This is a genomic window from Nocardiopsis oceanisediminis (genome assembly GCF_048595525.1).
In the GTDB taxonomy this organism is placed as follows: Bacteria; Actinomycetota; Actinomycetes; order Streptosporangiales; family Streptosporangiaceae; genus Nocardiopsis_A; species Nocardiopsis_A oceanisediminis.
The window spans coordinates 3,007,796-3,033,297 of record NZ_JAFMZJ010000001.1; the positions used below are offsets into that span (position 1 = coordinate 3,007,796).

20 protein-coding genes are annotated in these 25,502 nt (G+C 75.1%); 7 read left to right on the forward strand and 13 right to left on the reverse strand.

Annotation, left to right across the window (positions count from 1 at the left end; translation table 11 throughout):
- Positions 1–33 precede the first annotated feature (33 nt).
- Positions 34–882, forward strand: coding sequence for a putative RNA methyltransferase (locus J0910_RS13285; protein WP_420158804.1), 849 nt, complete (start codon positions 34–36; stop codon positions 880–882).
- 124 nt (positions 883–1,006) lie between these two features.
- Here J0910_RS13285 and J0910_RS13290 read toward each other — a convergent pair whose 3' ends face one another.
- Entirely contained in the window at positions 1,007–1,276 is a 270-nt protein-coding gene (locus J0910_RS13290) for a type II toxin-antitoxin system HicB family antitoxin (RefSeq protein WP_420158805.1), read from the reverse strand.
- Positions 1,277–1,486: 210 nt separating this feature from the next.
- On the opposite strand from J0910_RS13290, the gene treZ reads away from it, so the two are divergent.
- From treZ to J0910_RS13310, 4 genes are all read left to right on the forward strand, one after another.
- Entirely contained in the window at positions 1,487–3,289 is a 1,803-nt protein-coding gene (gene treZ, locus J0910_RS13295; protein WP_420158806.1) for a malto-oligosyltrehalose trehalohydrolase, read from the forward strand.
- A gap of 118 nt (positions 3,290–3,407) precedes the next feature.
- Positions 3,408–4,826 carry an aspartate aminotransferase family protein gene (locus J0910_RS13300; RefSeq protein ID WP_420158807.1) on the forward strand — a complete coding sequence of 473 codons (1,419 nt, stop codon included), beginning with the start codon at positions 3,408–3,410 and terminating at the stop codon, positions 4,824–4,826.
- 176 nt (positions 4,827–5,002) lie between these two features.
- Entirely contained in the window at positions 5,003–7,210 is a 2,208-nt protein-coding gene (locus tag J0910_RS13305; RefSeq protein WP_420158808.1) for a chorismate-binding protein, read from the forward strand.
- A gap of 59 nt (positions 7,211–7,269) precedes the next feature.
- Positions 7,270–8,325 (forward strand): lipoate-protein ligase LplAB, encoded by a 1,056-nt coding sequence (locus tag J0910_RS13310; RefSeq protein WP_420158809.1) that lies wholly within the window; start codon positions 7,270–7,272, stop codon positions 8,323–8,325.
- 1,059 nt (positions 8,326–9,384) lie between these two features.
- Here J0910_RS13310 and J0910_RS13315 read toward each other — a convergent pair.
- From J0910_RS13315 to J0910_RS13335, 5 genes are all read right to left on the reverse strand, one after another.
- Positions 9,385–10,545, reverse strand: a complete 1,161-nt coding sequence (locus tag J0910_RS13315) for an acyl-CoA dehydrogenase family protein (protein WP_420158810.1) — start codon at positions 10,543–10,545, stop codon at positions 9,385–9,387.
- 530 nt (positions 10,546–11,075) lie between these two features.
- On the reverse strand, positions 11,076–11,723 hold the full coding sequence (locus J0910_RS13320) for a LutC/YkgG family protein (protein ID WP_420158811.1): 648 nt from the start codon (positions 11,721–11,723) through the stop codon (positions 11,076–11,078).
- Positions 11,720–13,201: a lactate utilization protein B gene (locus tag J0910_RS13325; RefSeq protein WP_420158812.1), complete on the reverse strand. Its 1,482-nt coding sequence runs from the start codon at positions 13,199–13,201 to the stop codon at positions 11,720–11,722. The genes J0910_RS13320 and J0910_RS13325 overlap by 4 nt, the downstream gene beginning before the upstream one ends.
- The gene (locus J0910_RS13330; RefSeq protein WP_420158813.1) at positions 13,198–13,944 is read right to left on the reverse strand and encodes a (Fe-S)-binding protein; all 747 of its coding nucleotides are present in this window, start codon (positions 13,942–13,944) and stop codon (positions 13,198–13,200) included. The genes J0910_RS13325 and J0910_RS13330 overlap by 4 nt, the downstream gene beginning before the upstream one ends.
- A gap of 273 nt (positions 13,945–14,217) precedes the next feature.
- The gene (locus tag J0910_RS13335) at positions 14,218–15,096 is read right to left on the reverse strand and encodes a fumarylacetoacetate hydrolase family protein (RefSeq protein WP_420158814.1); all 879 of its coding nucleotides are present in this window, start codon (positions 15,094–15,096) and stop codon (positions 14,218–14,220) included.
- A gap of 263 nt (positions 15,097–15,359) precedes the next feature.
- Between J0910_RS13335 and J0910_RS13340 the strand changes: the two genes are divergently transcribed.
- Complete coding sequence (locus tag J0910_RS13340; RefSeq protein WP_420158815.1) at positions 15,360–16,130, forward strand: FadR/GntR family transcriptional regulator; 771 nt, start codon at positions 15,360–15,362, stop codon at positions 16,128–16,130.
- A gap of 124 nt (positions 16,131–16,254) precedes the next feature.
- On the opposite strand, the gene J0910_RS13345 is transcribed toward J0910_RS13340, so the two are convergent.
- From J0910_RS13345 to J0910_RS13365, 5 genes are all read right to left on the reverse strand, one after another.
- Entirely contained in the window at positions 16,255–17,520 is a 1,266-nt protein-coding gene (locus J0910_RS13345; protein ID WP_420158816.1) for a cytochrome P450, read from the reverse strand.
- A complete protein-coding gene (locus J0910_RS13350) occupies positions 17,517–18,278 on the reverse strand; it encodes an alpha/beta fold hydrolase (protein ID WP_420158817.1) in 762 nt (253 codons plus the stop codon). Before J0910_RS13350 ends, J0910_RS13345 begins: the two co-directional genes overlap by 4 nt.
- 106 nt (positions 18,279–18,384) lie before the next feature.
- Complete coding sequence (locus J0910_RS13355; protein WP_420158818.1) at positions 18,385–18,906, reverse strand: hypothetical protein; 522 nt, start codon at positions 18,904–18,906, stop codon at positions 18,385–18,387.
- On the reverse strand, positions 18,906–19,307 hold the full coding sequence (locus J0910_RS13360) for a hypothetical protein (RefSeq protein WP_420158819.1): 402 nt from the start codon (positions 19,305–19,307) through the stop codon (positions 18,906–18,908). Before J0910_RS13360 ends, J0910_RS13355 begins: the two co-directional genes overlap by 1 nt.
- Before the next feature lie 324 nt (positions 19,308–19,631).
- Positions 19,632–21,095: an FAD-dependent oxidoreductase gene (locus J0910_RS13365; RefSeq protein WP_420158820.1), complete on the reverse strand. Its 1,464-nt coding sequence runs from the start codon at positions 21,093–21,095 to the stop codon at positions 19,632–19,634.
- Positions 21,096–21,220: 125 nt separating this feature from the next.
- Here J0910_RS13365 and J0910_RS13370 point away from each other — a divergent pair, with 125 nt between their 5' ends.
- The gene (locus J0910_RS13370; protein ID WP_420158821.1) at positions 21,221–22,519 is read left to right on the forward strand and encodes an HhH-GPD-type base excision DNA repair protein; all 1,299 of its coding nucleotides are present in this window, start codon (positions 21,221–21,223) and stop codon (positions 22,517–22,519) included.
- Positions 22,520–22,651: 132 nt separating this feature from the next.
- On the opposite strand, the gene J0910_RS13375 is transcribed toward J0910_RS13370, so the two are convergent.
- Both J0910_RS13375 and J0910_RS13380 read right to left on the reverse strand, forming a co-directional pair.
- Positions 22,652–23,695 carry a hypothetical protein gene (locus J0910_RS13375; protein WP_420158822.1) on the reverse strand — a complete coding sequence of 348 codons (1,044 nt, stop codon included), beginning with the start codon at positions 23,693–23,695 and terminating at the stop codon, positions 22,652–22,654.
- A 677-nt stretch (positions 23,696–24,372) separates the two neighbouring features.
- Entirely contained in the window at positions 24,373–25,428 is a 1,056-nt protein-coding gene (locus J0910_RS13380) for a TerC family protein (protein ID WP_420158823.1), read from the reverse strand.
- Between the last annotated feature and the right edge of the window lie 74 nt (positions 25,429–25,502).

Below are 25,502 nucleotides of genomic sequence, written 5' to 3' on the forward strand. Positions count from 1 at the left end.
GGCGGACGCCCGCCCGTTCTCCGGCGGCTCCGCATGCCCGAATCGGTCCTGGCCGCGCTGGCCTGCCCGCACTGCGGGGCGGGGGTCGGGCCCGCGGGCAACGCGCTGGCCTGCGCCGCCGGGCACTCCTTCGACGTGGCCAAGGAGGGGTACGCCGGCCTGCTCACCGGGGCCCGGCCGGTCGGTACGGCCGATACCGCGGAGATGGTCCGGGCCCGCCAGGAGTTCCAGGAGGCCGGGCACTACGCCCCGCTCGCCGGCCGGCTGGCCGGACTCGCCGCCGAGGCCCTCGGCGGCGCGGAGGGGCTGGTCGCCGACGTCGGCGCGGGCACCGGTTACTACCTGGCCCGGGTGCTGGACGCCGCGCCCGGCGCGACCGGGCTGGCCCTGGACCTGTCGAAGTACGCGCTGCGCCGCGCGGCCAAGGCGCACCCGCGCTCCGGCGCGGCGGCCTGCGACGCCTGGCGCGGGCTGCCGCTGCGCGACGGCTCGGCGGCGCTGCTGCTCAACGTGTTCGCGCCGCGCGACGCCGGCGAGTTCCACCGGGTCCTCCGCCCCGGCGGCGCCCTCCTCGTGGTCACCCCCGGCCCGGGCCACCTGGGCGAGCTGGTGTCCGCCCTGGGCATGGTCTCGGTGGACGCCCGCAAGGAGGAGCGCCTGGAGTCGGCCCTGTCCGACCGCTTCACCCGGGACCGGACCGGGGAGCTGGAGTACCGCATGCTGCTGCCGCACCCCGCCGCCGGCACCGCCGCCGCCATGGGCCCCAGCGCCCACCACCTCTCCACCGAGGAGCGCACCGCCCGGCTCTCCGCCCTCCCCGACCCGGTCGAGGTCACCGCCTCCTTCCGGCTCTCCCTGTTCCGCCCCCGGCCCCCGGCCTGACGGAGCGGCCGGGCCCGCCCGGATTCCTCCGGTCCGGCCCGGTTCCACACGCGGTCCGCCGCCGATGGGACGGACCCGGCGGGCGGGCCGCGCCGCCGGCACCGGGAACTGTGTCCGCCGCCTCCTACCGGGCGCGGTGCGGCCGCTGCTCCGCCTCCCCGCCCGCCTTTCCCGCTCCGGCGGACCCGTGCGGGGCTCCGGGCGTCCCGACCACTTCCAGAGCCACGCTCACCCGCTCCACCGGTGCATCCAGCACCAGGGCGATGGCGTCGCGGGCCATCTCCTCCGCATCGGCCAGGGTGGCGCCGAAAGTATGGATGCGCAGCTCGGGTACGTCCACGGTCCAGGCGCGTCCGTCCCGTTCGCAGCGGGCCCCGTAGCGGAACCGGTCCATTGCCTTCCGCCTCCCAGGTCGTCTCTCCCCGCCGAGGCCGGCGGACGGTCGACAAGGTAGCCGGAGGCGGGGCTCCGAGGCGGGCGAACGGGCGGATCGGTCGCGGAGGTTCCGCAGGGGCGCTGCACCGGCCCGTGCCGGCGTCCTCCGGTGCCGGAAGGGCCGGGGTGCCGGGCGTGGCCGGGGACGGGCCGGGGTAGGTGACCCTCCGTGAACGGTGGCGGGTGCTTCTCGGTGTGGGCTCCTGGGCGGGAGCGGGTGCGGGTCCGGGTCGGCGGGCGGGACCGGGACATGGGGGAGCGGGGCGGAGGGTGGTGGTCGCTGGCCGCCGCGGAGGCGGGCGCGCCCGGCACCGATTACGCGTTCCTGCTCGACGACGACCCGGAGCCCCGCCCCGATCCGCGGGCGGTCTGGCAGCCCGGCGGGGTGCTCGGGCCGTCGCGGGTCTACGACCACGCGGCGTACCGGTGGGCGGACGGCGGCTGGACCGGGCGGGCGCTGCCCGGGTCGGTCCTCTACGAGCTGCACGTGGGCACCTTCACCGCCGAGGGCACCTTCGACGCCGCGATCGGCCGGCTGGACCACCTGGTCCGGCTCGGCGCCGACATGGTCCAGCTGATGCCGGTCAACGCCTTCGAGGGCGTGCACGGCTGGGGCTACGACGGCGTGCTGTGGTACGCGGTGCACGAGCCCTACGGCGGGCCCGACGGGCTCAAGCGGTTCGTGGACGCCTGCCACGCGCGGGGCCTGGGGGTCCTGCTCGACGTGGTCTACAACCACCTCGGCCCGGCCGGCGCCTGCCTGCCGCGGTTCGGCCCCTACTTCACCGGCGGCGAGACCGCCTGGGGGCCCTCGCTCAACCTGGACGGGCCCGGCTCCGACGAGGTGCGGCGCTACGTGGTCGGCAACGCGCTGGGCTGGCTGCGCGACTTCCACCTGGACGGGCTGCGGCTGGACGCGGTGCACGCGCTGCGCGACGGCCGGGCCGCCGACCTGCTCACCGAGCTCTCCGCGGAGGTGGAGGCGCTGGCCGCCGGGGTGCGCCGGCCGCTCTCGCTGATCGCCGAGTCCGACCGGAACGACCCGCGCACCACCGCGCCGCGCGAGGCCGGCGGGCAGGGCATGACCGCGCAGTGGTCCGACGACCTGCACCACGCGCTGCACGCCGCGCTGACCGGGGAGGCGCACGGCTACTACGCCGACTTCGCCGCTCCCGACGCGCTCCCGCGCACGCTGCGCCGGGTCTTCCTGCACGACGGCCGGTACTCCTCGTTCCGCGGCCGGTCGCACGGGGCGCCGGTGGACCCGCGCACCTCCTCCGGCGCCCGCTACCTGGGCTACCTGCAGACCCACGACCAGGTCGGCAACCGCGCGCGGGGGGACCGGATCTCGGCCTCGGCCCCGCCCGCCCTGCTGTGCTGCGGGGCGGCACTGGTGCTCTGCTCGCCCTACACCCCGATGCTGTTCATGGGGGAGGAGTGGGCGGCCTCCACCCCGTGGCGGTTCTTCGCCTCCTTCACCGACCCGGAGCTGGCCGAGGCGGTCCGCCGCGGCCGGGCCCGCGAGTTCGGCGCGAGCGTCTGGGCCGGGGAGGGCGGCGGGCCGGAGGTCCCCGACCCGATGGACCCGGCCACCCGGGACGCCTCGGTGCTGGACTGGGCCGAGCCGGGCGACGAGCCGCACCGCTCGGTGCTGGCCGCCTACCGCGACCTGATCGCGCTCCGGCGGGCCCGGCCCGAGCTGGCCGACCCGAGGCTGGACCGGTTCGAGGTGCGCGCCTCGGCCGACGGGCGGGTGCTGGTGCTGCACCGGGGGCGGCTCCGCCTGGCCTGCAACCTGCGGCCCCGGCCGGCCGAGGCGGAGCTGGACGCCCCGGCCGGCGCGGTGCTGCTGGCCCGCGGCGGGGTCGAGGCGGACGGCCGCGCGCTGCACCTGCCCGGTCACTCCTTCGCGGTGCTGGAGACGGCCGGTGAGACCGACGGATGCGACTGCGAAAACCGTGGAGAAGATTGATGATCACTGCGCTATCGGTTGTCATCAATAAGATTTGCGCGTGAAACAGTTGACTTTTCCGGGAGAGGGTGCTGATCATGGGGCACCGCACAACGTTGACTGCAACGGGCAAGGGGCCATGAGCACGAACGCAGAGAAGGCAGCCGCTCGCGACGACGTCCAGCGACTCTCCGACGCCGCCCGCGACCACCTCTGGATGCACTTCACCCGGCACTCCCCCTACGAGAGCGGGGCGAAGGTGCCGGTGATCACCAAGGGCGAGGGCGTCCACATCTGGGACGCCGAGGGCCGCCGCTACATCGACGGGCTCGGCGGGCTCTTCGTCGTCCAGGCCGGCCACGGCCGCCGCGACATCGCCGAGGCCGCCACCCGGCAGGCGTCCGAGCTCGCCTACTTCCCGCTGTGGAGCTACGCCCACCCGGCCGCGATCGAGCTGGCCGAGCGGATCAGCACCCACACCCCGGGCGACCTGAACCGGGTCTTCTTCACCAACAGCGGCAGCGAGGCGGTGGAGACCGCCTGGAAGCTGGCCAAGCAGTACTTCGCGCTCACCGGCCGCCCGGAGAAGCGCAAGGTGATCAGCCGCTCGGTGGCCTACCACGGCACCACCCAGGGCGCCCTGTCCATCACCGGCGTGCCGGACCTGAAGAAGGTCTTCGAGCCGCTGGTGCCGGGCGCCTTCAAGGTGGCCAACACCAACCTGTACCGGGCCGACGAGATCACCGGCGTCCCCGGCATGGCCGAGGACCCCGAGGCGTTCGGCCGCTGGGCCGCGCACCAGGTCGAGCTGGCCATCCTCGCCGAGGGTCCGGAGACCGTCGCCGCGGTCTTCCTCGAGCCGGTGCAGAACTCCGGCGGCTGCTTCCCGCCGCCCCCCGGCTACTTCGCCGCCGTCCGCGAGATCTGCGACCGGCACGACGTGCTGCTCGTCTCCGACGAGGTGATCTGCGCCTTCGGCCGGGTCGGCGAGATGTTCGCCTGCACCCGCTACGGCTACACCCCGGACATCATCACCTGCGCCAAGGGCATGACCTCCGGCTACGCCCCGATCGGCGCGGCGATCGCCTCCGACCGGGTCTTCGAGCCGTTCCGCCACGGGGACAACACCTTCTACCACGGCTACACCTTCGGCGGGCACCCGGTCTCCTCCGCGGTCGCCCTGGCCAACCTCGACGTCTTCGAGCGCGAGGGCCTGAACGAGAACGTCCGCAAGAACGAGGCGGCGTTCCGCTCCACCCTGGAGCGGCTCAAGGACCTGCCGATCGTCGGCGACGTCCGCGGCGACGGCTACTTCTACGGCATCGAGCTGGTCAAGGACCGCGAGACCAAGCAGACCTTCAACGCCGAGGAGGCCGAGCGGATCCTGCGCGGCTTCGTCTCCGGCGCGCTGTTCGACGCGGGCCTGTACTGCCGCGCCGACGACCGCGGCGACCCGGTCATCCAGCTCTCCCCGCCGCTCACCGCCGACCAGCCGGTGTTCGACGAGATCGAGCAGATCCTGCGCTCGGTGCTGAGCGAGGCCTCCACGCTGATCTAGCCCGGAGCCGGTCCGCGCGCCCGTCCGCCCCGCAGGAGGGAGGGCGGGCGCCGTCCCGTTCCGCCCGCGCCCCGGCCGGTCCGGACCCGCGCCGCCGACGGCCGGGACCAGGGTGGATAAGGTGGGTCCGCCCCCTTTGTCCACCTGTCGGTCCGCTGGTCGGTGAGAGGCGACGCATGCATGACGACCCGCTCGGCAGCGGGGCCCACCCCTCAGGCGCGCGCCCGCGCGTGCTCCTCGTGGACAACCACGACTCCTACACCTGGAACCTGCACCAGCTGATCTGGCAGGTCGCCGGGGTCGAGCCGGTCACGGTCCGCAACGACGAGGTGGACCCGGCCGCCGCCCTCGCCGCCGGCCACACCCACCTGGTGGTCTCCCCGGGCCCCGGCACCCCGCTGCGCGGCGGCGACATCGGCCGCGTCCCCGAACTCCTCGCCGCCTTCCCCGGCCCGGTGCTCGGCGTCTGCCTGGGCCACCAGGCCCTCGCCGCCGCCTTCGGCGGCGCCGTCGAGCGCGCCCCCGAAGCCATGCACGGCAGGGTCGACGAGGTCGCGCACGACGGCGCGGGCGTCTTCGCCGGCCTGCCGCAGGGCTTCCGCTGCGTCCGCTACCACTCGCTGGCCGTCCCCGAGCCGCTCCCCGCCGAGCTGGAGGTCACCGCCCGCGCCTCCGACGGCGTCGTCATGGGGCTGCGGCACCGCACCCGGCCGCTGCACGGCGTCCAGTTCCACCCCGAGTCGGTGGAGACCGAGCACGGCCGCGAGCTGATCGCCAACTTCCTCCGGCAGGGCGCGCCCCCGCGCGCGGCGGACGCGGCGGAACCGCGGCCCGCCCGGAGCCGCCCCGCCGCCGGGGCCCGCCGGCCCCGGCCCGCCTCCGCGCCGGTGCACACCCTGCCGGTGCGGCTGCCCGGCACCGCCGAGGACGTCTTCGGCGCGCTGCACGCCGCCGACGAGCACGCGTTCTGGCTGGACAGCGCCCGCACCGCCTACGGGATGGGCCGGTACAGCCTCCTCGGCTCGGTGGACACCCGCCGCGACCCGCTGCTGCGCTACACGGCCGGCCCCGGCGCCCCGCGCCTGGAGGAGGTGCGCGGCACCGAGGTTCGGGCGCTCGGCGGCGACCTCCTCGGCGAGCTGCGCCGCCGGCTGGAGGCGGACCGGGTCGACCCCGCCGCCTTCCCGCTGCCGTTCCTCGGCGGCCTGGTCGGCTACCTCGGCTACGGCGCGGCCCGCGGCGCCGGACCGGACGGCGCCGGGGCCGGACCGGTCCGCCCCGACCCGCGCGGCCCCGACGCCGCCTTCCTCACCGTCCGCCGCTTCCTCGCCGTCGACCACCTCACCGGAGCCGCCTGGCTGGTGCACGCCGGCGGCACCGCGGCCGAGGCGGGGGAGTGGTTCGACGGCTACCTGGCGCGGCTGCGCGGCGCCGCCCCGCTGCCGCCCGCACCGGAGCCGCCCGGCGCGGCGGCGCGCCCCGGCGTCGACCGCCGCACCTACCTGCGCGACCTGGCCGAGGTGCGGCGCTGGCTGCTGGACGGGGAGAGCTACGAGGCCTGCTACACCTACGGGATCGGCGTCCGGGCGCCGCGCACCCCGGAGGGCCTGTTCGCCGCCTACCGCCGGCTGCGCCGGGACAACCCCGCGCCCTACGGCGCCTATCTGCGCACCGGCGCGCGCACCCTGCTCAGCGCCTCCCCGGAGCGGTTCCTCACCGTGGACGGCGCCGGCTGGGCGCACAGCAAGCCGATCAAGGGCACCGCACCGCGCCGCTCCGACCCGCTGCTGGACGCGGCCGAGGCCGAGCGGCTGCCCGCCGACGCCAAGACGCACGGCGAGAACCTGATGATCGCCGACCTGATCCGCAACGACCTCGGCCGGGTCTGCGAACCCGGGACCGTGCAGGTGCCCCGGCTGATGGGCGTGGAGTCCTACGCCACCGTGCACCAGCTGGTCACCTCGGTGCAGGGGCGGCTCCGCGCCGACCGGGACGCGCTGGACTGCCTGCGCGCGCTGTTCCCCGGCGGCTCGATGACCGGCGCGCCCAAGGAGCGCACCGTGGCGCTGCTGGACGCGCTGGAGGCCGAACCGCGCGGCCCCTACGCCGGCTGCCTGGGCTACCTGGGCTTCAACGGCACCGCGGACCTGAGCATCGTCATCCGCACCCTGGTCTGCGACCCCGCCGGCGCCCGGCTGGGCACCGGCGGCGCGATCACCGCCCTCTCCGACCCGGAGGAGGAGTACCGGGAGACGCTGCTCAAGGCCGCGGCCGTGCTGTCCTGCCTGGGCGCCGAACCGCCCGGGGCGGCCGTTTCATCCGCGGGGGGCGGGCGAGGAAGCTCACCCCGCGCGGCCCCGGCCGGGAGGGCCTCCGGCGCATAGGCTGGCGTCGGTTTCGCGGGGCCCGCAACGGGGCGGCCCCGGGACGACAGGAGATCGGCGTGCACGGAGAGTACAAGGTCCCCGGAGGGAAGCTGGTCGTCGTCGACTTCGACGCGGTGGACGGCGCGCTGCGCAACGTCCGCGTCGCCGGGGACTTCTTCCTGGAGCCGGACGAGGCGCTGGAGGCCATCGACCGCGCGCTGGAGGGGGCGCCGACCGACACCGACGCCCGCGCGCTGGGCCGCCGGATCGAGGCCGCGCTCCCCGAGGAGACCATGATGGTCGGCTTCTCCGCGGAGGCGGTCGGCGTCGCGGTGCGCCGCGCGCTGAGCCGCGCCACCACCTGGCGGGACTACGAGTGGCGGCTGATCCAGGACGGCCCGCACCCGCCCGAGGTGCACATGGCCCTGGACGAGGTGCTCATCCGCGAGGTCGCCGAGCGCCGCCGCCCGCCGACGCTGCGCTTCTGGGAGTGGGACCGCCCCTCGGTGGTGATCGGCAGCTTCCAGTCGCTGCGCAACGAGGTCGACCCGGACGGCGCCCGCCGGCACGGCGTGACCGTGGTGCGCCGGATCAGCGGCGGCGGCGCCATGTTCCAGGAGCCCGGCAACAGCATCACCTACTCGCTGTACGCCCCGGCCGCGCTGGTGCAGGGCATGCCGTTCGCCGACAGCTACGCGTTCCTGGACGACTGGGTGCTGGGCGCCCTGGCCGAGGTCGGCGTGGAGGCCTGGTACCAGCCGCTGAACGACATCACCTCCAAGGGCGGCAAGATCGCCGGCGCCGCGCAGAAGCGGATCACCGCGCACGGCTCCGCGGTCCTGCACCACACGATGATGGCCTACGACATCGACGCCGAGAAGATGACCGAGGTGCTGCGCATCGGCCGGGAGAAGATGTCGGACAAGGGCACCAAGAGCGCCCAGAAGCGGGTCGACCCGCTCCGCCGGCAGACCGGTCTGCCCCGGGAGAAGGTCATGGACGCCATGACCGGCGTGTTCCGCGCCCGGCACGGCCTGGTCGACGACGAGATCACCGCCGGGGAGCTGGCCCTGGCCCAGGAGCTCGCGGTCACCAAGTTCGGCTCCCGCGACTGGACCGCCCGCATCCCTTAGACCGCCGGAGGGAGAAGCCCCGGGCGATGATCTCGACGCTGAGGCCCTGTCCGAACGCCCCGTCGTCAAATGGCCGTTGCAACGAGGAAAACGAGGAACTCGAGGAGGGCCGAGGGGCGGGAGGCACCCCGACCGGGCGCGGCGCCCCGCAGAGCCGAGGTTCGGACCAGCAGCGACGGCGAGGGTAAGGCCGGGGTCCAGGCGATCGCCCGGGCGCGGCGCCTCGCGGAGCGGGGGTTCAAGCGGGCGGCGAGGGCGAGGAGGGGCACCGACCGGTCGGTCGAGTGCGGCGCCTCGCGGGCCCGCCCGCACCCCCAGGGCGCCTTATCCCTGTATGCCCGGTTTGCGGCGGGAGTGGGGGCGCCCTGCGCACCTCGGCGGCACCCCGATTGCATCTACCGGCGAGTAGTAAGCCCTGAGGCCTCCGCCCGCCTCTCGCCGGTTACCCAGAGTGGTCAAGCAGGGCCTCTCGGGAGAACGAAAGCGACATCTCGCCCCCGTGCCGCCCCTGCTCGGATTCCGGCCCCCTGCTTTGCGGCCTCGCGGGCGGCTTGAACCCCCGATCACCGGCCCGAACAGGGCGAATCAGGCCCTCAGAGGCCCGATCCGACCCAGGATGCGCGCCCGGGAATCACCGGGGTGCTCTCGCGGTGCGCAGGGAGCCCCACCTCACCATCACTCCGCGTATTCACTCAGGTCAGAGAGGTGCAGTGGTTTCAGGGGCGGCCGCCCCCGGCACCGAAGCGGCGCGGGCACGGCGATCCCGCCCCCTCTGCCCGCCCCGACGCCCCGCCCTGCTCTGCCGCACTCGACCGACCGGCAGGTCTCCACCGCCGCCTTCGCTGCCCGCTACCTCCGCTCCGCGAGGCGCCGCGCCCGACTGGGGCGCCCGACCACGTCCCAGCCTGCGCCGTCGCCGTCGGCTTGTACCTCCGCTCCGCGGGGCGCCGCGCCGGACCGACCGGCCGGTCCCTCTCCCTGCCGTCGCCGCCCGCTTGTACCTGCACCCCGTGGGGCGCCGCGCTTGACCGACCGGCCGTCCGGTTCCCGGTGGCCGGCTCAGTGCAGCGGCAGGTGCTTGGCGATGACCTCGTTCATCACCTCGTAGGTCCCGCCGCCGATGCTGAACACCCGGGCGTCGCGGTAGTGCCGCTCGACCTCGCTGCCGCGGAGGAACCCCTCGCCGCCGTGCAGCTGGACGGCGCCGTCGACCACCTGGTCGAGCGCCTCGGTGGCGGTGTTCTTGGCCATCGCGACCTCGGCGACCGGCTCCTCGCCGGCCTGGGCGCGCTCGGCGATCCAGCGCACGTAGGACCGCGCCACCCGGGTGCGCCGGTGCATCTCGGCGAGCCGGTGGCGCAGCACCTGGCGGCGGGCGAGCGGCTCGCCGAACGCGGTCCGCTCGCGCATCCGGCGCGCGCTGAGCTCGACGCAGCGCTGGGCGATGGCGCACGCCTGCACGGCCATGCCGATCCGCTCCGCCGCGAACTGGTGCATGATCTGGAAGAACCCCGTGTCCTGCTCGCCGACGAGGCGGTCGGCCGGCACCCGCACGTCGGCGAAGGACAGCTCCGCTGTGTCGGAGCAGCGCCACCCCATCTTGTCGAGCCTGCGCACGGCGGAGAAGCCGGGCGTCCCCCGGTCGACCACGAACAGCGAGATGCCCCGGTGCCCGGCGCCGGAGGTCCGGGCCGCCACGGTGACGAAGTCGGCCCGGTGGCCGGAGGTGATGAACGTCTTGGACCCGTTGATCACCCAGTGGTCGCCGTCGCGGACCGCGCGGGTGCGCAGCCCGGCCACGTCGGAGCCGGCGTCCGGCTCGGTGATCCCGAGCGCGCTGACCTTCTCCCCGGCCAGCGCGGGCCGGACGTAGTCGCGGGCGAGGTCCTCGCGCCCGCTGCGGACCAGGGCGGGCAGCGCGATGGAGCAGGTGAACAGGGAGGCCAGCACCCCGCTGGGGACACCGGACAGGATCAGCTCCTCGGAGGCGACGAGCTGGTCCAAGGACTCCCCGGCCCCGCCGACCCGCTCGGGCTGGCCCAGGCCGAGCAGGCCCAGGGCGCCCGCGGCGCGGTGCAGCGACCGCGGCAGCTCGCCGGCGTCCTCCCACTCCTCCACGTGCGGCAGGATCTCCTTGGCCGCGAAGGCGCGCACGGTCTCCCGGAGGGCGGTGCGCTCCGGGGTGTTCCACAGGTCGGCGGGGGCTCCGGCAGGGGTCATCGCTCACGCTCTCATCCGTGTTCGGCCCGAGCCGCGGCTCGGGGAGGGGCCACGGCGACGGAAGGGGACCTCGCCACCGCCTCCGGAATGAGACCCGGGTCGCTTGCCGGGCACAGTCTCACGGCCCGGGGCCGATCGGGTCAACGGCCCCCGGACCGCCCGCGGGCGGCCGCCGGGGCTTCCGCGCCGGCGGCGCCCCGTACCGGCGGACGCCCCCGGGGACCGGGGCCCTGGGGCGGCTCCCCGGGCCGGGGGCCGTCCCCGGTTCTCCCGTCCGGTCCGCCGGCGGCTCGCGGCGCGGCCGGCGGCCGGGACCTCTGCCCGCCGGCCGCCGCCCGCGTGGGGGCGCCGGGGCCGCTGGTCCGCTTCCCGGACCGGGCGCCGCCGCACCCGTTCCTTCCGCCCGGTCCGGGAAGCGGACCTCATCCGGGACGGCCGCCGGCCGGGTTCTCCGTGCGGCGGTCCGCCGGAGGCGGCGCGCCCGCCCGCGCGGGCCGCCCGTTCCGCCCGGCCCGGCCCCGGGCGCCCGCTCATTCGGCGATCAGCACCTCCAGGGTGCGCGGGCCGTGCACGCCCTCCACCCGCTGCAGTTCGATGTCGCTGGTGGCCGAGGGGCCGCTGATCCAGGTCTGGGGCAGGGCCGGGGAGAGCCGGGCCACCGCCTCCGGCACCGAGTCGACCACCTGGTCGGCCCGGACCACGCACAGGTGGTAGTCGGGGACCAGGGTGAGGGCGCGGCGCCCCTGGCGCTCACCGGTGTCCAGGACGATGGTGCCGGTCTCGGCGATCGCCACCGAGCAGCCGGTGACCACGCCGTCCACCGCGTCCAGCTCGGCCACGCCGAGCACCGGGCCGCCGCCGGGCGGGGCGTCCCGGACCACCTCCGCCGGGCAGGAGGCGAACCACTCCCCGGGGGCGTCGGCGGGGGCGGCGACCCGGGCCGCGCCGCGCCGCCGCAGCGCCTCGGCGACCGCCTCGCCGACCCCGGCGGCGGGCACCCGGCGCACCAGCGCCCGGTAGTCCGCCAACCGGTCCGCCAGCAGGTCCGGCGCGGGCCCCTGGCCGTGCGCGCGCCGGTAGCCGCGCGGCACCTCGACGTCCTCGGCGGCCTCGCCGCGCGGCACGTCGGACAGGGCGGCGCGCACCCGGGCCAGGATCCTCTCCCTCGAACCGGTCACCGCTCCCCTCCCTCGCGGTCCGCGCGCCCGCCGGCGGCGCCGGGGCCGCTCCCCCGGGCGCGCTCCCGCTCGTGCTCGCGCCACCAGTCCCGGAACGGGCGGGGCGGGATGTCGGGGAGGTCGCGGGTGTCGGTCCACCCGGCGGCGGGGCCGGGCAGCCGGCGGGGCACCGCGCCGCGCGCCGCCGACGCGGCGCGCTGCGCCATGTTCAGCAGCCGGTGGTCGCCGAGCACCGCCTCGGCCGCGGACATCGCGGCCCGCTCCGCGGCGTGTCCGGGCCCGGACGCGACCCGCTCGCGCAGGTGCACCAGGATCTCCGGGATGTCGATCGCCACCGGGCACACCTCGTAGCAGGCGCCGCAGAGCGACGAGGCGTAGGGCAGCGACGCCTCCATCGGCCCCTGCACGCCGCGCAGCTGCGGGGTGAGGACCGCGCCGATCGGGCCGGGGTAGACCGAGCCGTAGGCGTGCCCGCCGGAGCGCTCGTAGACCGGGCAGATGTTCAGGCAGGCCGAGCAGCGGATGCAGCGCAGCGCCTGGCGGCCCACCCGGTCGGCCAGGGTGTCGGTGCGGCCGTTGTCCAGCAGCACCAGGTGCACGTCCTGCGGGCCGTCGCCGGGGGCGGCCCCGGTCCACACCGAGCTGTAGGGGTTCATCCGCTCCCCGGTGGAGGAGCGCGGCAGCAGCTGCATGAACACCTCCAGGTCGGCCCAGGTCGGCACGAGCTTCTCGATGCCGACCACGGAGATGAGCGTCTCCGGCAGGGTCAGGCACATCCGGCCGTTGCCCTCCGACTCCAGCACCACCAGGCTCCCGGTCTCGGCGACCGCGAAATTGGCGCCGGAGACCGCGACCCGGGCGTTCAGGAACTTCTCCCGCAGGTGCACCCGGGCCGCCTCGGCCAGCTCGCGCGGGTCGTCGCCGAGCCCCTCCGGCGCCGGCACCCCCCACTCGGCCATCCGCCGCGCGAAGATCTCCCGGATCTCCGCGCGGTTGCGGTGGATCGCCGGCACCAGGATGTGCGACGGGAAGTCGTCGCTGAGCTGCACGATCAGCTCGGCCAGGTCGGTCTCGTAGGCGGTGACGCCGGCGCGGGCGAGCGCTTCGTTCAGCCCGATCTCCTGGGTGGCCATCGATTTGACCTTGACCACCTCGCGCTCGCCGGTGGCGCGCACCAGCCGGGTCACGATGGCGTTGGCCTCCGCGGCGTCGGCGGCCCAGTGCACGGTGGCGCCGGCCGCGGTCGCCCTCTCCTCCAGCTGCTCCAGGTAGCGGTCCAGGTGCCGCAGGGTGCGGTCCTTGATCGCCCGGCCGGCGGCGCGCAGCTCCGCCCAGTCGTCCAGCTCGCCGACGGCCTCGCCGCGCTTGCCGCGGATGGTGTGCGTGGCCTTGCGCAGGTTGTGCCGGAGCTGGGCGTCCTGCACGGCCCGCCGGGCCGCCGCCGGAAACGACGGCATGCCGATGAAAGTGCCGCTCATACCCGGGCCGGCTCCTGTTCGGTCGAGGCGAGGATCTCCGCGAGGTGCACGGTCTTCACACCGGCCCGCTCCCGCCGCAGGGTGCCGCCGATGTGCATCAGGCAGGAGTTGTCCACCGCGCACACCACCTCCGCGCCGGTGGAGGCGATGCCGCGGGCCTTGTCCGAGCCCATCGCGGCGGAGACGTCGGGGTTCTTCACCGCGAAGGTGCCGCCGAAGCCGCAGCACTCCTCCGCGCCGGGCAGCTCCTTCAGCTCCAGGCCGCGCACTTCGCGCAGCAGCCGGTAGGGGCGGTCGCCCAGGCGGAGCAGGCGCAGGCCGTGGCAGGTCGGGTGGTAGGTGACGGTGTGCGGGAAGTACGCGCCGACGTCGGTCACCCCGAGCACGTCCACCAGCAGCTCGGACAGGTCGTGGACCCGGGGCGCGAGCTCGGCGGCGGCGCGGGCCAGCCGGCTGCCCTCCTCGGCGAGCCGGGGGTGGTTGTCCCGGATCATCGCGGCGCAGGAGGCGGAGGGGGCGAGCACCGCGTCGGCCCCGGTGCCGGCGAAGGCGGTGGCGAACCGGACCGCCAGCCGCTGGGCGTCGCGCCGGTAGCCGGTGTTGTAGTGCATCTGCCCGCAGCAGGTCTGCGCCTCGGGGAAGACCACCTCGTGGCCCAGCCGCTCCAGCAGCCGGACGACGGCGCGCCCGGTGTCCGGATAGAGCGTGTCGTTGACACAGGTGATGAACAGGGCGATCCGCATGCGCTCCCTCGTCCGTGCGCTCGTGGCCCGCCTCGGCCGGTGCGGGCCGGCCCGGCCCCGTCCCCGGTGGGGGCGCGGGACCGGTCGGTGACGACTCTAGGACCGGGGCGCGGCGGCGCCCCGGCTCCGGGGGAGCGTGTCGGCGCACCGCCCCGCCGCCCCCGGCGGTGCCCCCGCGGCGCCGCGGGGCCGCCGGGGTCCGCCGGCGGCTCGCGGCACCGGGGCACCGGGGGAGGGGCGCGGACGGGAACCGCTCGCGCCCCTCCCTGCGGCTCAGGCCGCGGCCAGCAGCTGCCGCTGCGTGCCCAGCCCGTCGATCTCCAGCTCCATCACGTCGCCCTCCCGCAGGTAGGGGGTGCCCGGCCGGGTCATCGCCGGGCCGGCGGGGGTGCCGGTGATGATGACGTCGCCCGGGCGCAGCGCCATGAAGTGGCTGAGGTGGTGGACCAGGTAGGCGACGCCGAACAGCATCGCCCCGGTGCTGCCCTCCTGGACCAGGGAGCCGTTGACGCGGAGCCGCAGCCCCAGCGGCGCGGTGCCGCCGCCGTCCAGCTCGTCCGGGGTGACCAGCCAGGGGCCCAGCGGGGTGAAGGTCTCGAAGGACTTGCCCTTGCCCCACTGGCCGCCGTGGCCGAACTGGTGCTCCCGCTCGGTGACGTCGTTGGCGATGGTGAAGCCGGCGACGGCGGCCGCGGCCTCCTTCTCCGAGGCCAGGTAGCGGGCGTGCCGGCCGATCACCACGGCCAGCTCCACCTCGTGGTCGGTGGCGGAGCACCCGCGCGGGATGAGCACCCGGTCGCGGGGGCCCACCACGGTGTCGGTGGGCTTGATGAACACGATGGGGCGCTCCGGCGGCTCGGCTCCGGTGGCCGCCGCGTAGTCGGAGTAGTTGGTGCCGATACCGATCAGCTTGCCGTTCGGGGAGACCGGCGGGCCGATCCGGGGCCCGCCCTCCCGCCCGGCGCCGGCCGCGCCCTCCAGCGGGGGCAGCGCGCCCCCGGCGAGGGCGGCGCGGACCCGGTCCGGGCCGTCCCCGGAGAGGAAGGCCCCGTCGACGTCGGGGGTGATGCCGGAGATGTCCAGCGGGGTCCCGTCGGCGGAGAGCACCGCGGGGCGCTCCGCTCCGGGCGCACCGATGCGCAGGAATTTCAAGGCGTTCTCCCGTCCAGCGGCGGCTCTCGGGCGGCGGGCCGCACCGAGATCGCGTCGATTGGTCTGATGAGTCGTTCGTGGCTGTCGGCCGATCGACGTTGAATAGCCGGTTCGCCTCGGTTTCACCCGAGAGGGGTCGAGTGAGTGGTCTGATCTCTTCTACGTGCAGTGCGAGAGTGGTGTCAAGATGGTGTGCGAAAGAGAAGCGGACGAGAACCCCGGCGGCCCCGCGCCCCCGGCCCGCCGGAGCGGAAGGACCCTGCGTGACCACCCCTGACGGCCTGCAAGGCGCCGCGGCGCGGATGCCGGTGACCCGGCGACCGGTCGAGCGGATCAAGGAGATGATCGCCGAGGGCGAGCTGAGCCCCGGCGACCGGCTGCCCACCGAGCGGGAGCTGTCCGCGGCGTTCGGGGTCTCGCGCAGCTCGCTGCGCGAGGCGGTGCGCACCCTGACCACCCTGGGCGTGCTGGAGGTGCGGCACGGCGCCGGCGTCTACGTCACCGGCCTGCGCCCGGTCGACCTGCTGGAGACCTTCTCGGTGCTGGCCGAGATCTCCCAGGGCGACACCCTGATCGAGGTGCTCCAGGTGCGCCGGATGCTGGAGCCGGCCGCCACCGCGCTGGCCGCCGCCCGCGCCACCGACGAGCAGCTGCGGCGGATCGGCGCCATCCTGGAGCGGATGGCGGAGGGCGGCGGCGAGCGCGAGGCCGTCGCCGCCGACCTCACCTTCCACCAGGCGATCGTGCAGACCACCGGGAACGCGACGCTGGCCGCGATCAACGACGGGCTCTCCTCGCGCACCTTCAACGCCCGGGTGTGGAGCGGCCACCGCGAGGCCGGGCAGACCGCCCGGCTCCGCGACGACCACCAGCGCATCTACCAGGCCCTGCTCGCCCGGGACCCGGACGCCGCCCGCGCCGCCGCCACCATGCACGTGATGGAGGTCGAGCGCTGGCTCCGCTGCGACCTCCACCGCGAAAAGGGGACCCGTCCGGGCGGAGCGGAGCAGGCCCCCCGCCCCGAACCCGCCTGAGACCGCCGCCGGGGAACGGGGTGAGCGGGCGCCCTTCCGCGCCCGCGCCCCTTTCCCGCCAGCGGCCCCGAGCGGCCGCCGCGCGGAGGCGCGGCCGACTCCGCCCGGCGCCCGGCCCGGAGGGTCAGCGGGGGCGCCAGCGCAGCGGCAGGTGGCTGATGCCGTTGATGAAGTTGGAGGTCAGACGGGTCGGCGGGCCGTCGGGTTCGGGGCGGTGCGCCAGCCGGAGCAGCTCGGTGAAGAACGCGTGCATCTGCATCCGGGCGAAGTGCGCCCCCATGCACAGGTGCGGGCCGTCCCCGAAGGCGAGGTGGGGGTTGGGGGAGCGGGCGACGTCGAACCGGTGCGGGTCGGGGAGGGCGCGCTCGTCGAAGTGGGCCGAGCAGTGGTAGACGACCACCTTGTCGCCCGCCGCGATGCGCCGCCCGGCCAGCTCGGTGTCCCGGACCGCGGTCCGGCGGAAGGTCAGCACCGGCGGGTGCCAGCGCAGCATCTCCTCCACCGCCGAGGGGAGCAGCGACGGGTCGGCCTCCAGCCGGGCGAGCTCGCCCGGGTGCTCCAGCAGCGCCAGCAGCCCGCCGGGCAGGGCGCTGCGCACCGTGTCGTTCCCGGCGACGACCAGCAGGAAGAAGAACATCCGCAGCTCGGAGTCGTCCAGCCGGCGGCCGTCCACCTCGGCCTGGACCAGGGCGGTCATCAGGTCCTCGGCGGGGCGGCGGCGCTTCTCCCCGGCCAGCTCGGAGGCGTAGTCGAACATGTCGCCCAGCATCCGCGGCGAGCGCGGGTTGACCGGGCGGCCGTCGGAGCCGGTCACCAGGTGGGCGTGCTCGGCGTCCTGGTAGCCGATGACGCGGTTGGTCCAGGCCAGCATCAGATGCCGGTCCCCGGGTGGGACGCCGAGCAGCTCGCCCAGGTTGGCCAGCGGGAAGTCGTCGGTGACGTCGGCCGGCAGGTCGCAGCGCCCGCGCCGGGCCGCCTCCTCCAGCAGCGCGCGGGCCCGCGCGGAGACCGCGGCGCCGAACCGCTCCAGCCGCCGCCGGGTGAACACCGAGCTCGCCACCCGGCGCAGCCGCATGTGCTCGGGCGGGTCCATGTTGAGGATGGTGCGTCTCAGGAACGGCAGGTCACCGGGGTCCGGGTCGCGGATCTGGGTGGCGCCGGCGTGCGAGGAGAACACCTCCGGGGTGCGCAGGACGTGCCGCACGTCGGCGTGCCGGGTGACCGCCCAGAAGCCGGGCCCGGCCGGCCACGGCCCCACCTCGTGCTCCTCCTGCCAGGACACCGGGTCGGTGTCGCGGAGCAGCCGCAGCGCCCGGTGCGGCAGCCCTTCGGCGAACACCCGCGGGTCGAAGACGTCCGGGGCGGCGCCCGCCGGGGCGCCGGTGCTCACGCGACCCCCGCCAGGTGCCGCTCGATGAGCGTGGCCACCGCCACCGGGGTCTCGTCGACGGCGTAGTGCCCGGCGTCGCCCAGCACCTCGATCTCGGAGTCGGGGTACCACTGCTGGAAGGTGCCGGCCATGGCCGGCGCGCCGAGGGCCGGGTCGTGCCCGCCGACGATCAGCCGCACCGGCACCGGGCTGCCCTCGATCTCGCCGTGGAAATCGGTGTCGGCCCAGGCCTTCAGGTAGGCGGCGAAGGCGTCCCGGTCGGAGGCGGAGACCGAGTGGGCCACCATGGCGTCCAGCCACACCCCGGTGAGCCGGTTGCCGGTGGTCATGTCGATGATGGCGCGGCGCTTGGCCGGGTCGTCCGCGGCGCCGTCGAACAGCGCCCGGGTCTCGGCGTCGAACGGCACCCCGCCGGCCGGCACCGGCGAGATGCCGACCAGCCCGCGGACCCGCTCCGGGGCGTCGGCCAGCACCCGCTGCATCACGCTGCCGCCCATGGAGTGCCCGACCATGGAGAACCGCTCCCAGCCGAGCGAGTCGGCGAGTGCCAGGACGTCCGCCGCGGCCTCGGCCAGGGTGTAGTCGCCCGGTTCCGACCGGCGCTCCCCGTAGCCCCGGTAGTCGGGGAAGACGTAGCTGAAGGCGCCGCCGTCCAGGTGCGGCCAGAGCGGCGCCCAGGACGCCCCCGAACCGAACCAGCCGTGCAGCGCCACCACGGGGTGCGGGCCCCCGCCGACCCGGTGACCGCCTCCGCCCATCGGCGTCTCCTCTCACTCGCGGTACGGATGTGAGGAGCCTCACCCGCCGCGGGGGCGGGCGTCAAGGGCGCCGTGCCAGCCTGTGGACGGAGGCGGCCGGAGGTGATCAGCCCGCGCCGGGCGGACCGCCGAGCGGACCGCCGGCCGGCGGTGCGGGCGGCGCCGGCGGTCCCGGCGGCGGACCCGCGGGCCGCGGGCCGCCCGGCATCGGGGGCGCGTACGGCGGGTGCGGCCGGTTCGGAGGCTGCGGCGGGTGGGCGTGCAGGACCGGAGGCGCCGCGGGGCCCTGCTCGCGGGGGGCGCCGAACACGGCGATCAGCAGCATCACCACCGCCGCGGCCGGCAGCAGCGGGCCTGCGAAGTTCCACACCGGCATCAGCACGTCCTGCATCAGCGCGGAGAAGGACGAGGGGGGACCGGGGGTGAAGCCCAGGCTGTAGGCGAAGAAGGCGTAGTAGACCCGGATCGCCGCGGAGAGCAGCGCGTACACGATGAACAGGACCCCCGCGGCGGCGATGAGCCCGCGGGAGTTCTGCGCCCGGCCGGCGCGGATCAGGACGACCAGGCCCGCCACGCCCGCCAGGGCGGAGAGGGCGGCTCCGAGGCCGCTGAGGATGTAGGCGAACACTAGTGGCGGACTCCGTTCGGTCCGGGGTGCGGCGGGAAGGGGCCCGGGCCGCCCGGCTGCGGCGCCGGGGCGCCGGCCATCGCGGGCGCGGGCGCGGGCCGCTTGGCGCGCCGGGTGGCGGCCAGGCCGAGCAGCAGGAACCCGACCCCCTCCAGCAGCACTCCGAGCAGGCCGACCAGCTGGGACAGCGGGGTGAGCAGCTCCTCGTCGAGGGTCCCGTACAGGTTGCCGATCACGAACATGTTGACCAGGAAGACCAGCTGCGCGCCGAGCATCAGGACCAGGCCGGTCAGGGCCGTCCCCCGGGCCGCCTTGGGGACCTTGGCGATCAGGGCGAGCCCGACCACCGCGGCGATGGTGAGCGGCGCCACGCTGAACACCTGCATGAGTATTGGGGGCATCGGGCCTCCGGGGCTGTGAAGAGCGGGAGCGGCGCCCCTCCTGGGTGCGCCGGACGACGATGCTACCGCCGGGGCCCGACCGGCCCGCCGCGGCGGAGCCCCGCTCCCCGGTCCGCCGGCCTCCTCCGCAGCGCAGGGAGCCCGCCCCTCCCTCCCCCCGGGCGGGCGGAGCCGGCCCCGCGGACTCCGCCCGGTCCCGGCCCGCCGCGCCGCTCGGCCCGCCGGGAGGCGCGCACGCCCCCGCACCGGGAACGGGCCGGCCTCGGACGGGGCGACGGGAGAGGGCCGCGGAACCGGCCCCTCCCGCCGGGGCGGGCCCGGCCCTCAGTCCGGGGCGCCGCACCAGTCGCGCAGTGCGGCGCGGACCCGCTGCGGCTCCGGTCCCAGGCCGCTCCAGGCCAGGTAGCCGTCCGGGCGGACCAGCAGCACATCCATGGTGGACAGGCCCAGGCCGTCGGCGCGGACCGCGTCGACGCGGTCGGACCACTCCGCGGCCTGCGCGGCGGCCGCGCCGTCCGGGGAGGCGTCGACCAGGGTGAACCGGTCGCGGTGAGCGCGGGCGTGCAGCCGGCCGCCGGACTCCTCGGGCAGCGGCAGGTCGGGGACGCGGTGGCCGATCGAAGGGGTCTCCTCGATGCCGGGCGGGGCAGGGTAGCGCACGTTCAGAGCGGAGACGGTGCGGCGCACGCGCCGCCGCACGGCGGGCCGGTCCAGCAGGGCGGGCAGCATGTAGGGGCGGAAGGGCCGCACCGGCGCGGGGGCGGTGGCGACCCGCAGGATGGTGTCGGTCAGCCGCAGCGCGGTGCGCCCCGCCGGGTGCCGCTCGGCCTGGTAGGTGTCGAGCAGCCACTCCGGGGCCCGGCCGCGGTGCGCGGCGATGAGCTTCCAGGAGAGGTTGGCGGCGTCCTGGATGCCGGTGTTCATGCCCATCGCGCCCAGCGGCGAGTGCACGTGCGCGGCGTCGCCGGCGAGGAAGACCCGCCCGGAGCGGTACCGGTCGGCCTGGCGGCGCTCGCTGAGGAAGCGGGTGGACCAGCCGATCTCCGCCGCGCCGAAGTCGTCGCCGGCGATCCGGCGCAGCGACTCGCGGACCTGCTCCAGGGTGAGCGAGGCGTCGGCGGGCACGTCCTGCACGGTGCGGTCCCAGATGACCGCGCGGAACCAGCCGTCTCCGTAGGGCGCCAGCAGGCCCACCCCGGCGTCGGCCATGAACGGGTTGAGCGCGCCCTCCAGGTCCGCCTTGAGCAGCACGTCGGCCAGGAGGATCCGGTCGGGGTAGCTGCGCCCGGGGAACCCGGCGCCGATGAGGTCGCGCACCGCGCTGTGCGCGCCGTCGCAGCCGACCACGTGGTCGGCGGTGAAGACCCGGCCGTCGGCGGTGGTCACCGCGGCGCCGCGGGCGTCCTGCTCCAGCCCGGTGACCTCGGCGCCGTGCACGACCTCCGCGCCGAGGTCCAGGGCGCGCTCCAGCAGCGCCGCCTCGGTGCGCGCCTGCTTGAGGATGAGGACGAAGGGGAACCGGCTCTCCGGATGGCGCAGGTCGAGCGCGGCCGAGGCGTTCCCGACGCGTACCCGGACCTCGGGCAGCCCGGTCCCCTCGGCGACCAGGCGGTCGGCCAGGCCGCGCATGTCCAGCAGCTCCAGTGAGCGGGCGTGCAGGCCGAACGCCCTGGTCAGGTTGGACTCCTCGGTGCGGCGCTCCAGCACGGTGACGGGGACGCCCGCTTCGGCCAGGTCCCCGGCGAGCAGCAGCCCGGTGGGGCCGGCTCCGACGATGACGACGCTCATCCGATCCTCCTCGGATCACTTTCCTGAGACTCGAAGTATCACAACTCAAGTGATACTCCCGGTATCTGATACTGTCAATCCCAGAAAAGATGATCGTTTCGGAGCGCTTCCTTGGAGGGATCGGGATGAGTGGGGCGACCGCGCGGCGGGGGCGGGCACCGGACCCCGGGGTCGACGATGCGATCCGCGCCGCGGTGCTCGGCCTGCTCGCCGAGCGCGGCGCCGACATGACCTTCGACGAGGTCGCCGCGCGCGCCGGGGTCGGCCGCGCCACCGTGTTCCGCCGCTTCCCCACCAAGCGGGACCTGATCCTGTCCGCGGCGGCCTCGCAGAGCACCGGGCTGATCCACCCGCCCGCCACCGGGACGCTCCGCGGCGACCTGGAGGCGCTGGCCGCCATCGCCATGGAGGTCTTCGGCGAGCCCGCCCGCTCCGGCCTGGTCCGCGCCATGGCCGCCGAGTCCGCCCGGGACCCCGCCTTCGCCGAGCTGTTCCGCACCCTGCTGGACCGGCGCACCGAGATCTTCGCCGAGGTGCTCGGCCGGCACGTCGCGACCGGCGAACTCCCCCCGGAGACCGACCCCCTCATCGTCGCCGACCTGGTCTCCGGGATGCTGGCGCTGCGCCTGATGAGCCGCCGCGACCTCCCCGGCCCCGAAGAGCGCGCCCGCATCGTCGACCTCCTGGTCGCCGGCCTGACCGGCGCCCGGACCCCGGACGCGCGCACGCAGGACGCGCCCGCACCGCGGCCGCCCGCGCGGAACGGACCCGCACCGGACGCACCGGCGCGGAACGCGCGGCCTCCGGAGGCCGCCCCGCACCCCGACCGGTGGCAGGATCAAGGCATGGAACGCACGCTTCACCTGACCGGAGACCCCGGGGCCGACGCCCTCCTCGCCGAGGAGCCCCTCGCTCTCATGCTGGGAATGCTCCTGGACCAGCAGATCGCGATGGAGGTCGCCTTCGCCGGCCCGAAGAAGATCGCCGACCGCCTCGGCTCCCTGGACGCCGCCGACATCGCCGCCCGCGACCCCGAGGAGCTCGCCGAGGTCTTCGCGCAGACCCCCGCGGTGCACCGCTTCCCCTCCTCGATGGCCAAGCGGGTCCAGGCGCTCTGCGCCGCCCTGGCCGCCGACTACGGGGGCCGCGCCGAAGCCGTCTGGACCGAGGGCGCCCCGGACGGCCGCGAACTCCTCCGCCGCCTCAAGGCCCTCCCCGGCTACGGCGACCAGAAGGCCCGCATCTTCATCGCCCTCCTCGGCAAGCAGATGGGCGTCCACCCCGCCGGCTGGCGCCAGGCCGCCGGCGCCTACGGCGAGGAGGACGCCCGCCGCTCCATCGCCGACGTCGTCGACGAGCAGACCCTCACCGAGGTCCGCGACTTCAAGAAGGCCGCCAAGGCAGCCGCCAAGAAGAAGGGCTGAGGCGCGGGGCGGCCCCCGCCGCCCGGGAAGCGGCCGGCACCGGGCCGACCTTCATCTTCAGGTCGGTGCCGGCCGCGAGGCTGCCGAGGCCGAAGAGCCGGTGGGCGTCCGGGCGCGGGAGAGGGGAAACGTTCAGGTGCTCCGGTGCAGTGGGCGTATCGCCAGGACGGAGCCGTCCGGGTGCCGGGAGACGGGGCCGCCCCACCGCTCGTCCCAGATGACGGGCTTCTCGGACCACTCGGCCATCCGGGCGTGGACCTCGCGGCGGTACTGCTCCACCTTTCTCTCTTCCACGAGGTCGAACAGGTATTTCGGGATTCCAGAGAAGGCGTCCAGGCGATTATCGCCCAGCCGGAACACGTGGTCCGTGCCGGTGAAGGGGAGACCGAAGAATTCCTCGCCGTGGACGTTGCGGATGCTTCCGGTGACGGAGTGGGCGAAGGCGGAGAAGTATTTCTTTCCTTGGCCTTCGGTGAGGTAGCCGGAGGCGACTTCGCCGTCGCCGGTGAAGGCGGCCAGGCCGGCCATGGCGGTGTGCGCCAGCACCCGCTGGAACCATTCGCCGTTCTCCGGTTCGATATGGAATCCGGGGACGTTCTCTGCGGGCCCGCCCCGTGGATCCGGGCGGTCGATTCCCGGGAATTCATTGCGGGATTCGACTCTGCGGTCCAGGTTCCCGCTCGGAGGGCCCAGGGGCCGGTCCGAACCTGAGGCCTCCAAGGCGTAGACCGTGATGGGCCGCTCCGTGTCCAGCGCGGTGCTGAACGCCATGCACGGGGTCCGGTTCCACGGGCCGATGTGCACGGCCTCGACCCGGGCGGAGGAGTCCGCCAGCTGCCGGTGGGCACTGGCAGGGGTGCTGTGGTTGCCGCGGAAATCGGCGGGGAACACCCGCGAGGGTTCCCCGGGCTTCCAGACCTCGAAGAAGCAGGCGAGGCGCTGCTTGCGGCCCGACAGGCTCCCCTGGCCTTTCCGGTGCCTCCCGTCGTCGGCGCTCAGGGCCCATCCGGCCTGCAGGGCGGTATCGGCGGGGATGAGCGAGACCATGTGCCCGGGGTAGCGTTCCCGCAGGATGTGCTCGGCCAGGACGATTCCGAACCCGGTGCCCAGCTCATCGGAGCGGAGTCGCTTGTAGTAGGCGGAGGCCACCCTCTGGGAGGCGGAGGAGAGAACCATGCTCCCCCGCGTTCGCGCGGAATCGGGAGAGAGGTCCAGGCCGTATTTCAGGCCGCCCCAGTGCTCGGACAGGCCGCGTGCGGCCCCCTTCCGGGTCAGAGTGAGAGAGCGGGCGAGCGCGTGCAGGACGCTCCACGGCGTCGTCACCAGGCCGCCGCTCGCCCCGGGGACCGGGGACAGGCCGGGTTTCCTGCGCAGGGCACCGGTTCCGCGGCCGGATTCCTTCCGCTTCTCCTCTCTCTTCTCATCGTCCTTCGCCGCCGCTTTCTCCACCTTCCCGGCCAGAGCAGAGGACGAATGGATTGCGACGGCCGCTTCTTTCACGAGGTCTTCGAGAACTTTTTCTGGTTTCGCCAAAATCGCTCCCATCGGCCCGTGGGGGGTGATGCGGGCCGTGTCGGAGATTATCCGTTGGGAAATGCCTGCCTGCAAGGGGCGCGGTTCCGCAAACGGGTTAGCGGGCCGCCTGATAACGCAACAGGAGTCTCCGGCCTCCAGAACGTCTGGTTTCAAAGGGGCTGGAGACAGGGCCCGCATCTCATGGGAGCCTGCACAGGCGGCTTTCCGGGAGATGGCCGTATCCGGTCAGGCGCCGGAGAGAGCGCTCGGTCTCATGAGCTGAGGGCCGGGCACCCGCGCGGGTGCCCGGCCCTTTTCTTCTCTCCGGTGTGGGGCGGCTAGACCTTGAGGCGGTCGGCGTCGCCGCCGCCGTCGGGGTCGCCCGGGGTTTCGTGGGCCGGGGCGGAGGGCTGTGCCTCGGCGGTCGCCTGGGCGGCGGTCGCCTGGGCGGTGGCCGCTGCGGTGCGGCGGCTCTTGAGGAGGCTGGCGGCGGCGGTGACCAGCAGGGTGAGGAGGATGACGACCAGGGAGAGCAGGGTGGGGATCTCCGGGACCGGCCAGGTGGTGGTCTCGTGCACGGCGTGCAGGATCAGCTTCACGCCGATGAAGCCGAGGATCACGGCCAGGCCGTGGCTGAGGTAGACCAGGCGGTCCAGGAGGCCGCCGATGAGGAAGTAGAGCTGGCGCAGGCCCATCAGCGCGAAGGCGTTGGCGGTGAAGACCAGGTAGGGCTCCTGGGTGATGCCGAAGATCGCCGGGATGGAGTCCAGGGCGAACAGGATGTCGGTCATGCCGACGGCGATCATCACCATCAGCATCGGGGTGACCATGCGCCTGCCGTCGATCCGGGCGGTCAGCCGGGAGCCGTGGTAGTCGTCGGTGGTCGGCAGGACCTTGCGGATCGCGCGCAGGGCCGCGTTCTCCTTGAACTCCTCGTCCTCGTCGCCGCCGGCGATCAGCTTCCAGGCGGTGAACAGCAGGAACGCGCCGAACAGGTAGAACACCCCGGCGAAGGCGCTGACCGCCGCCGCGCCCAGGGCGATGAACAGGCCGCGGAAGAGCAGGGCCAGGGCGATGCCGACCAGCAGTACGCGCTGGCGGTGCTCGGGCGGGACCGCGAACGCGCCCAGGATCAGGATGAACACGAACAGGTTGTCCATGCTCATCGAGTACTCGACGATCCATCCGGTGAAGAAGTCCACCGCCTGCCCGTCGGTGAAGGCGGCCAGCCCGATGCCGAACAGGACCGCCAGCGAGACGTAGACGCCGATCCAGATGCCGGCCTCGCGCATCGACGGCTCGTGCGGGGTGCGGGCGGTGATGACGAAATCGACCGCGATCACGCCTAACAGGACGGTGATCGTGACGGCCCAGATCCAGGGTGCGATGTCCACGTGCGGATACTCCAGGTCTCTTCAGGCGCGGGTCGGCCTGCCCCCGGGCGCGGTCGCGCCCGGGGGAGGATAGC

What these genes read in the sequence shown, in the direction of transcription:
- J0910_RS13290 (WP_420158805.1), bottom strand. Translation starts at nt 1,276, where the DNA reads ATGGACCGGTTCCGCTACGGGGCCCGCTGCGAACGGGACGGACGCGCC.
- J0910_RS13350 (WP_420158817.1), bottom strand. Translation starts at nt 18,278, where the DNA reads ATGGGCGGAGGCGGTCACCGGGTCGGCGGGGGCCCGCACCCCGTGGTG.
- J0910_RS13365 (WP_420158820.1), bottom strand. Translation starts at nt 21,095, where the DNA reads ATGAGCGTCGTCATCGTCGGAGCCGGCCCCACCGGGCTGCTGCTCGCC.
- J0910_RS13370 (WP_420158821.1), top strand. Translation starts at nt 21,221, where the DNA reads ATGAGTGGGGCGACCGCGCGGCGGGGGCGGGCACCGGACCCCGGGGTC.
- J0910_RS13305 (WP_420158808.1), top strand. Translation starts at nt 5,003, where the DNA reads ATGCATGACGACCCGCTCGGCAGCGGGGCCCACCCCTCAGGCGCGCGC.
- J0910_RS13360 (WP_420158819.1), bottom strand. Translation starts at nt 19,307, where the DNA reads ATGCCCCCAATACTCATGCAGGTGTTCAGCGTGGCGCCGCTCACCATC.
- J0910_RS13300 (WP_420158807.1), top strand. Translation starts at nt 3,408, where the DNA reads ATGAGCACGAACGCAGAGAAGGCAGCCGCTCGCGACGACGTCCAGCGA.
- J0910_RS13285 (WP_420158804.1), top strand. Translation starts at nt 34, where the DNA reads ATGCCCGAATCGGTCCTGGCCGCGCTGGCCTGCCCGCACTGCGGGGCG.
- J0910_RS13325 (WP_420158812.1), bottom strand. Translation starts at nt 13,201, where the DNA reads ATGAGCGGCACTTTCATCGGCATGCCGTCGTTTCCGGCGGCGGCCCGG.
- J0910_RS13315 (WP_420158810.1), bottom strand. Translation starts at nt 10,545, where the DNA reads ATGACCCCTGCCGGAGCCCCCGCCGACCTGTGGAACACCCCGGAGCGC.
- J0910_RS13330 (WP_420158813.1), bottom strand. Translation starts at nt 13,944, where the DNA reads ATGCGGATCGCCCTGTTCATCACCTGTGTCAACGACACGCTCTATCCG.
- J0910_RS13375 (WP_420158822.1), bottom strand. Translation starts at nt 23,695, where the DNA reads ATGGTTCTCTCCTCCGCCTCCCAGAGGGTGGCCTCCGCCTACTACAAG.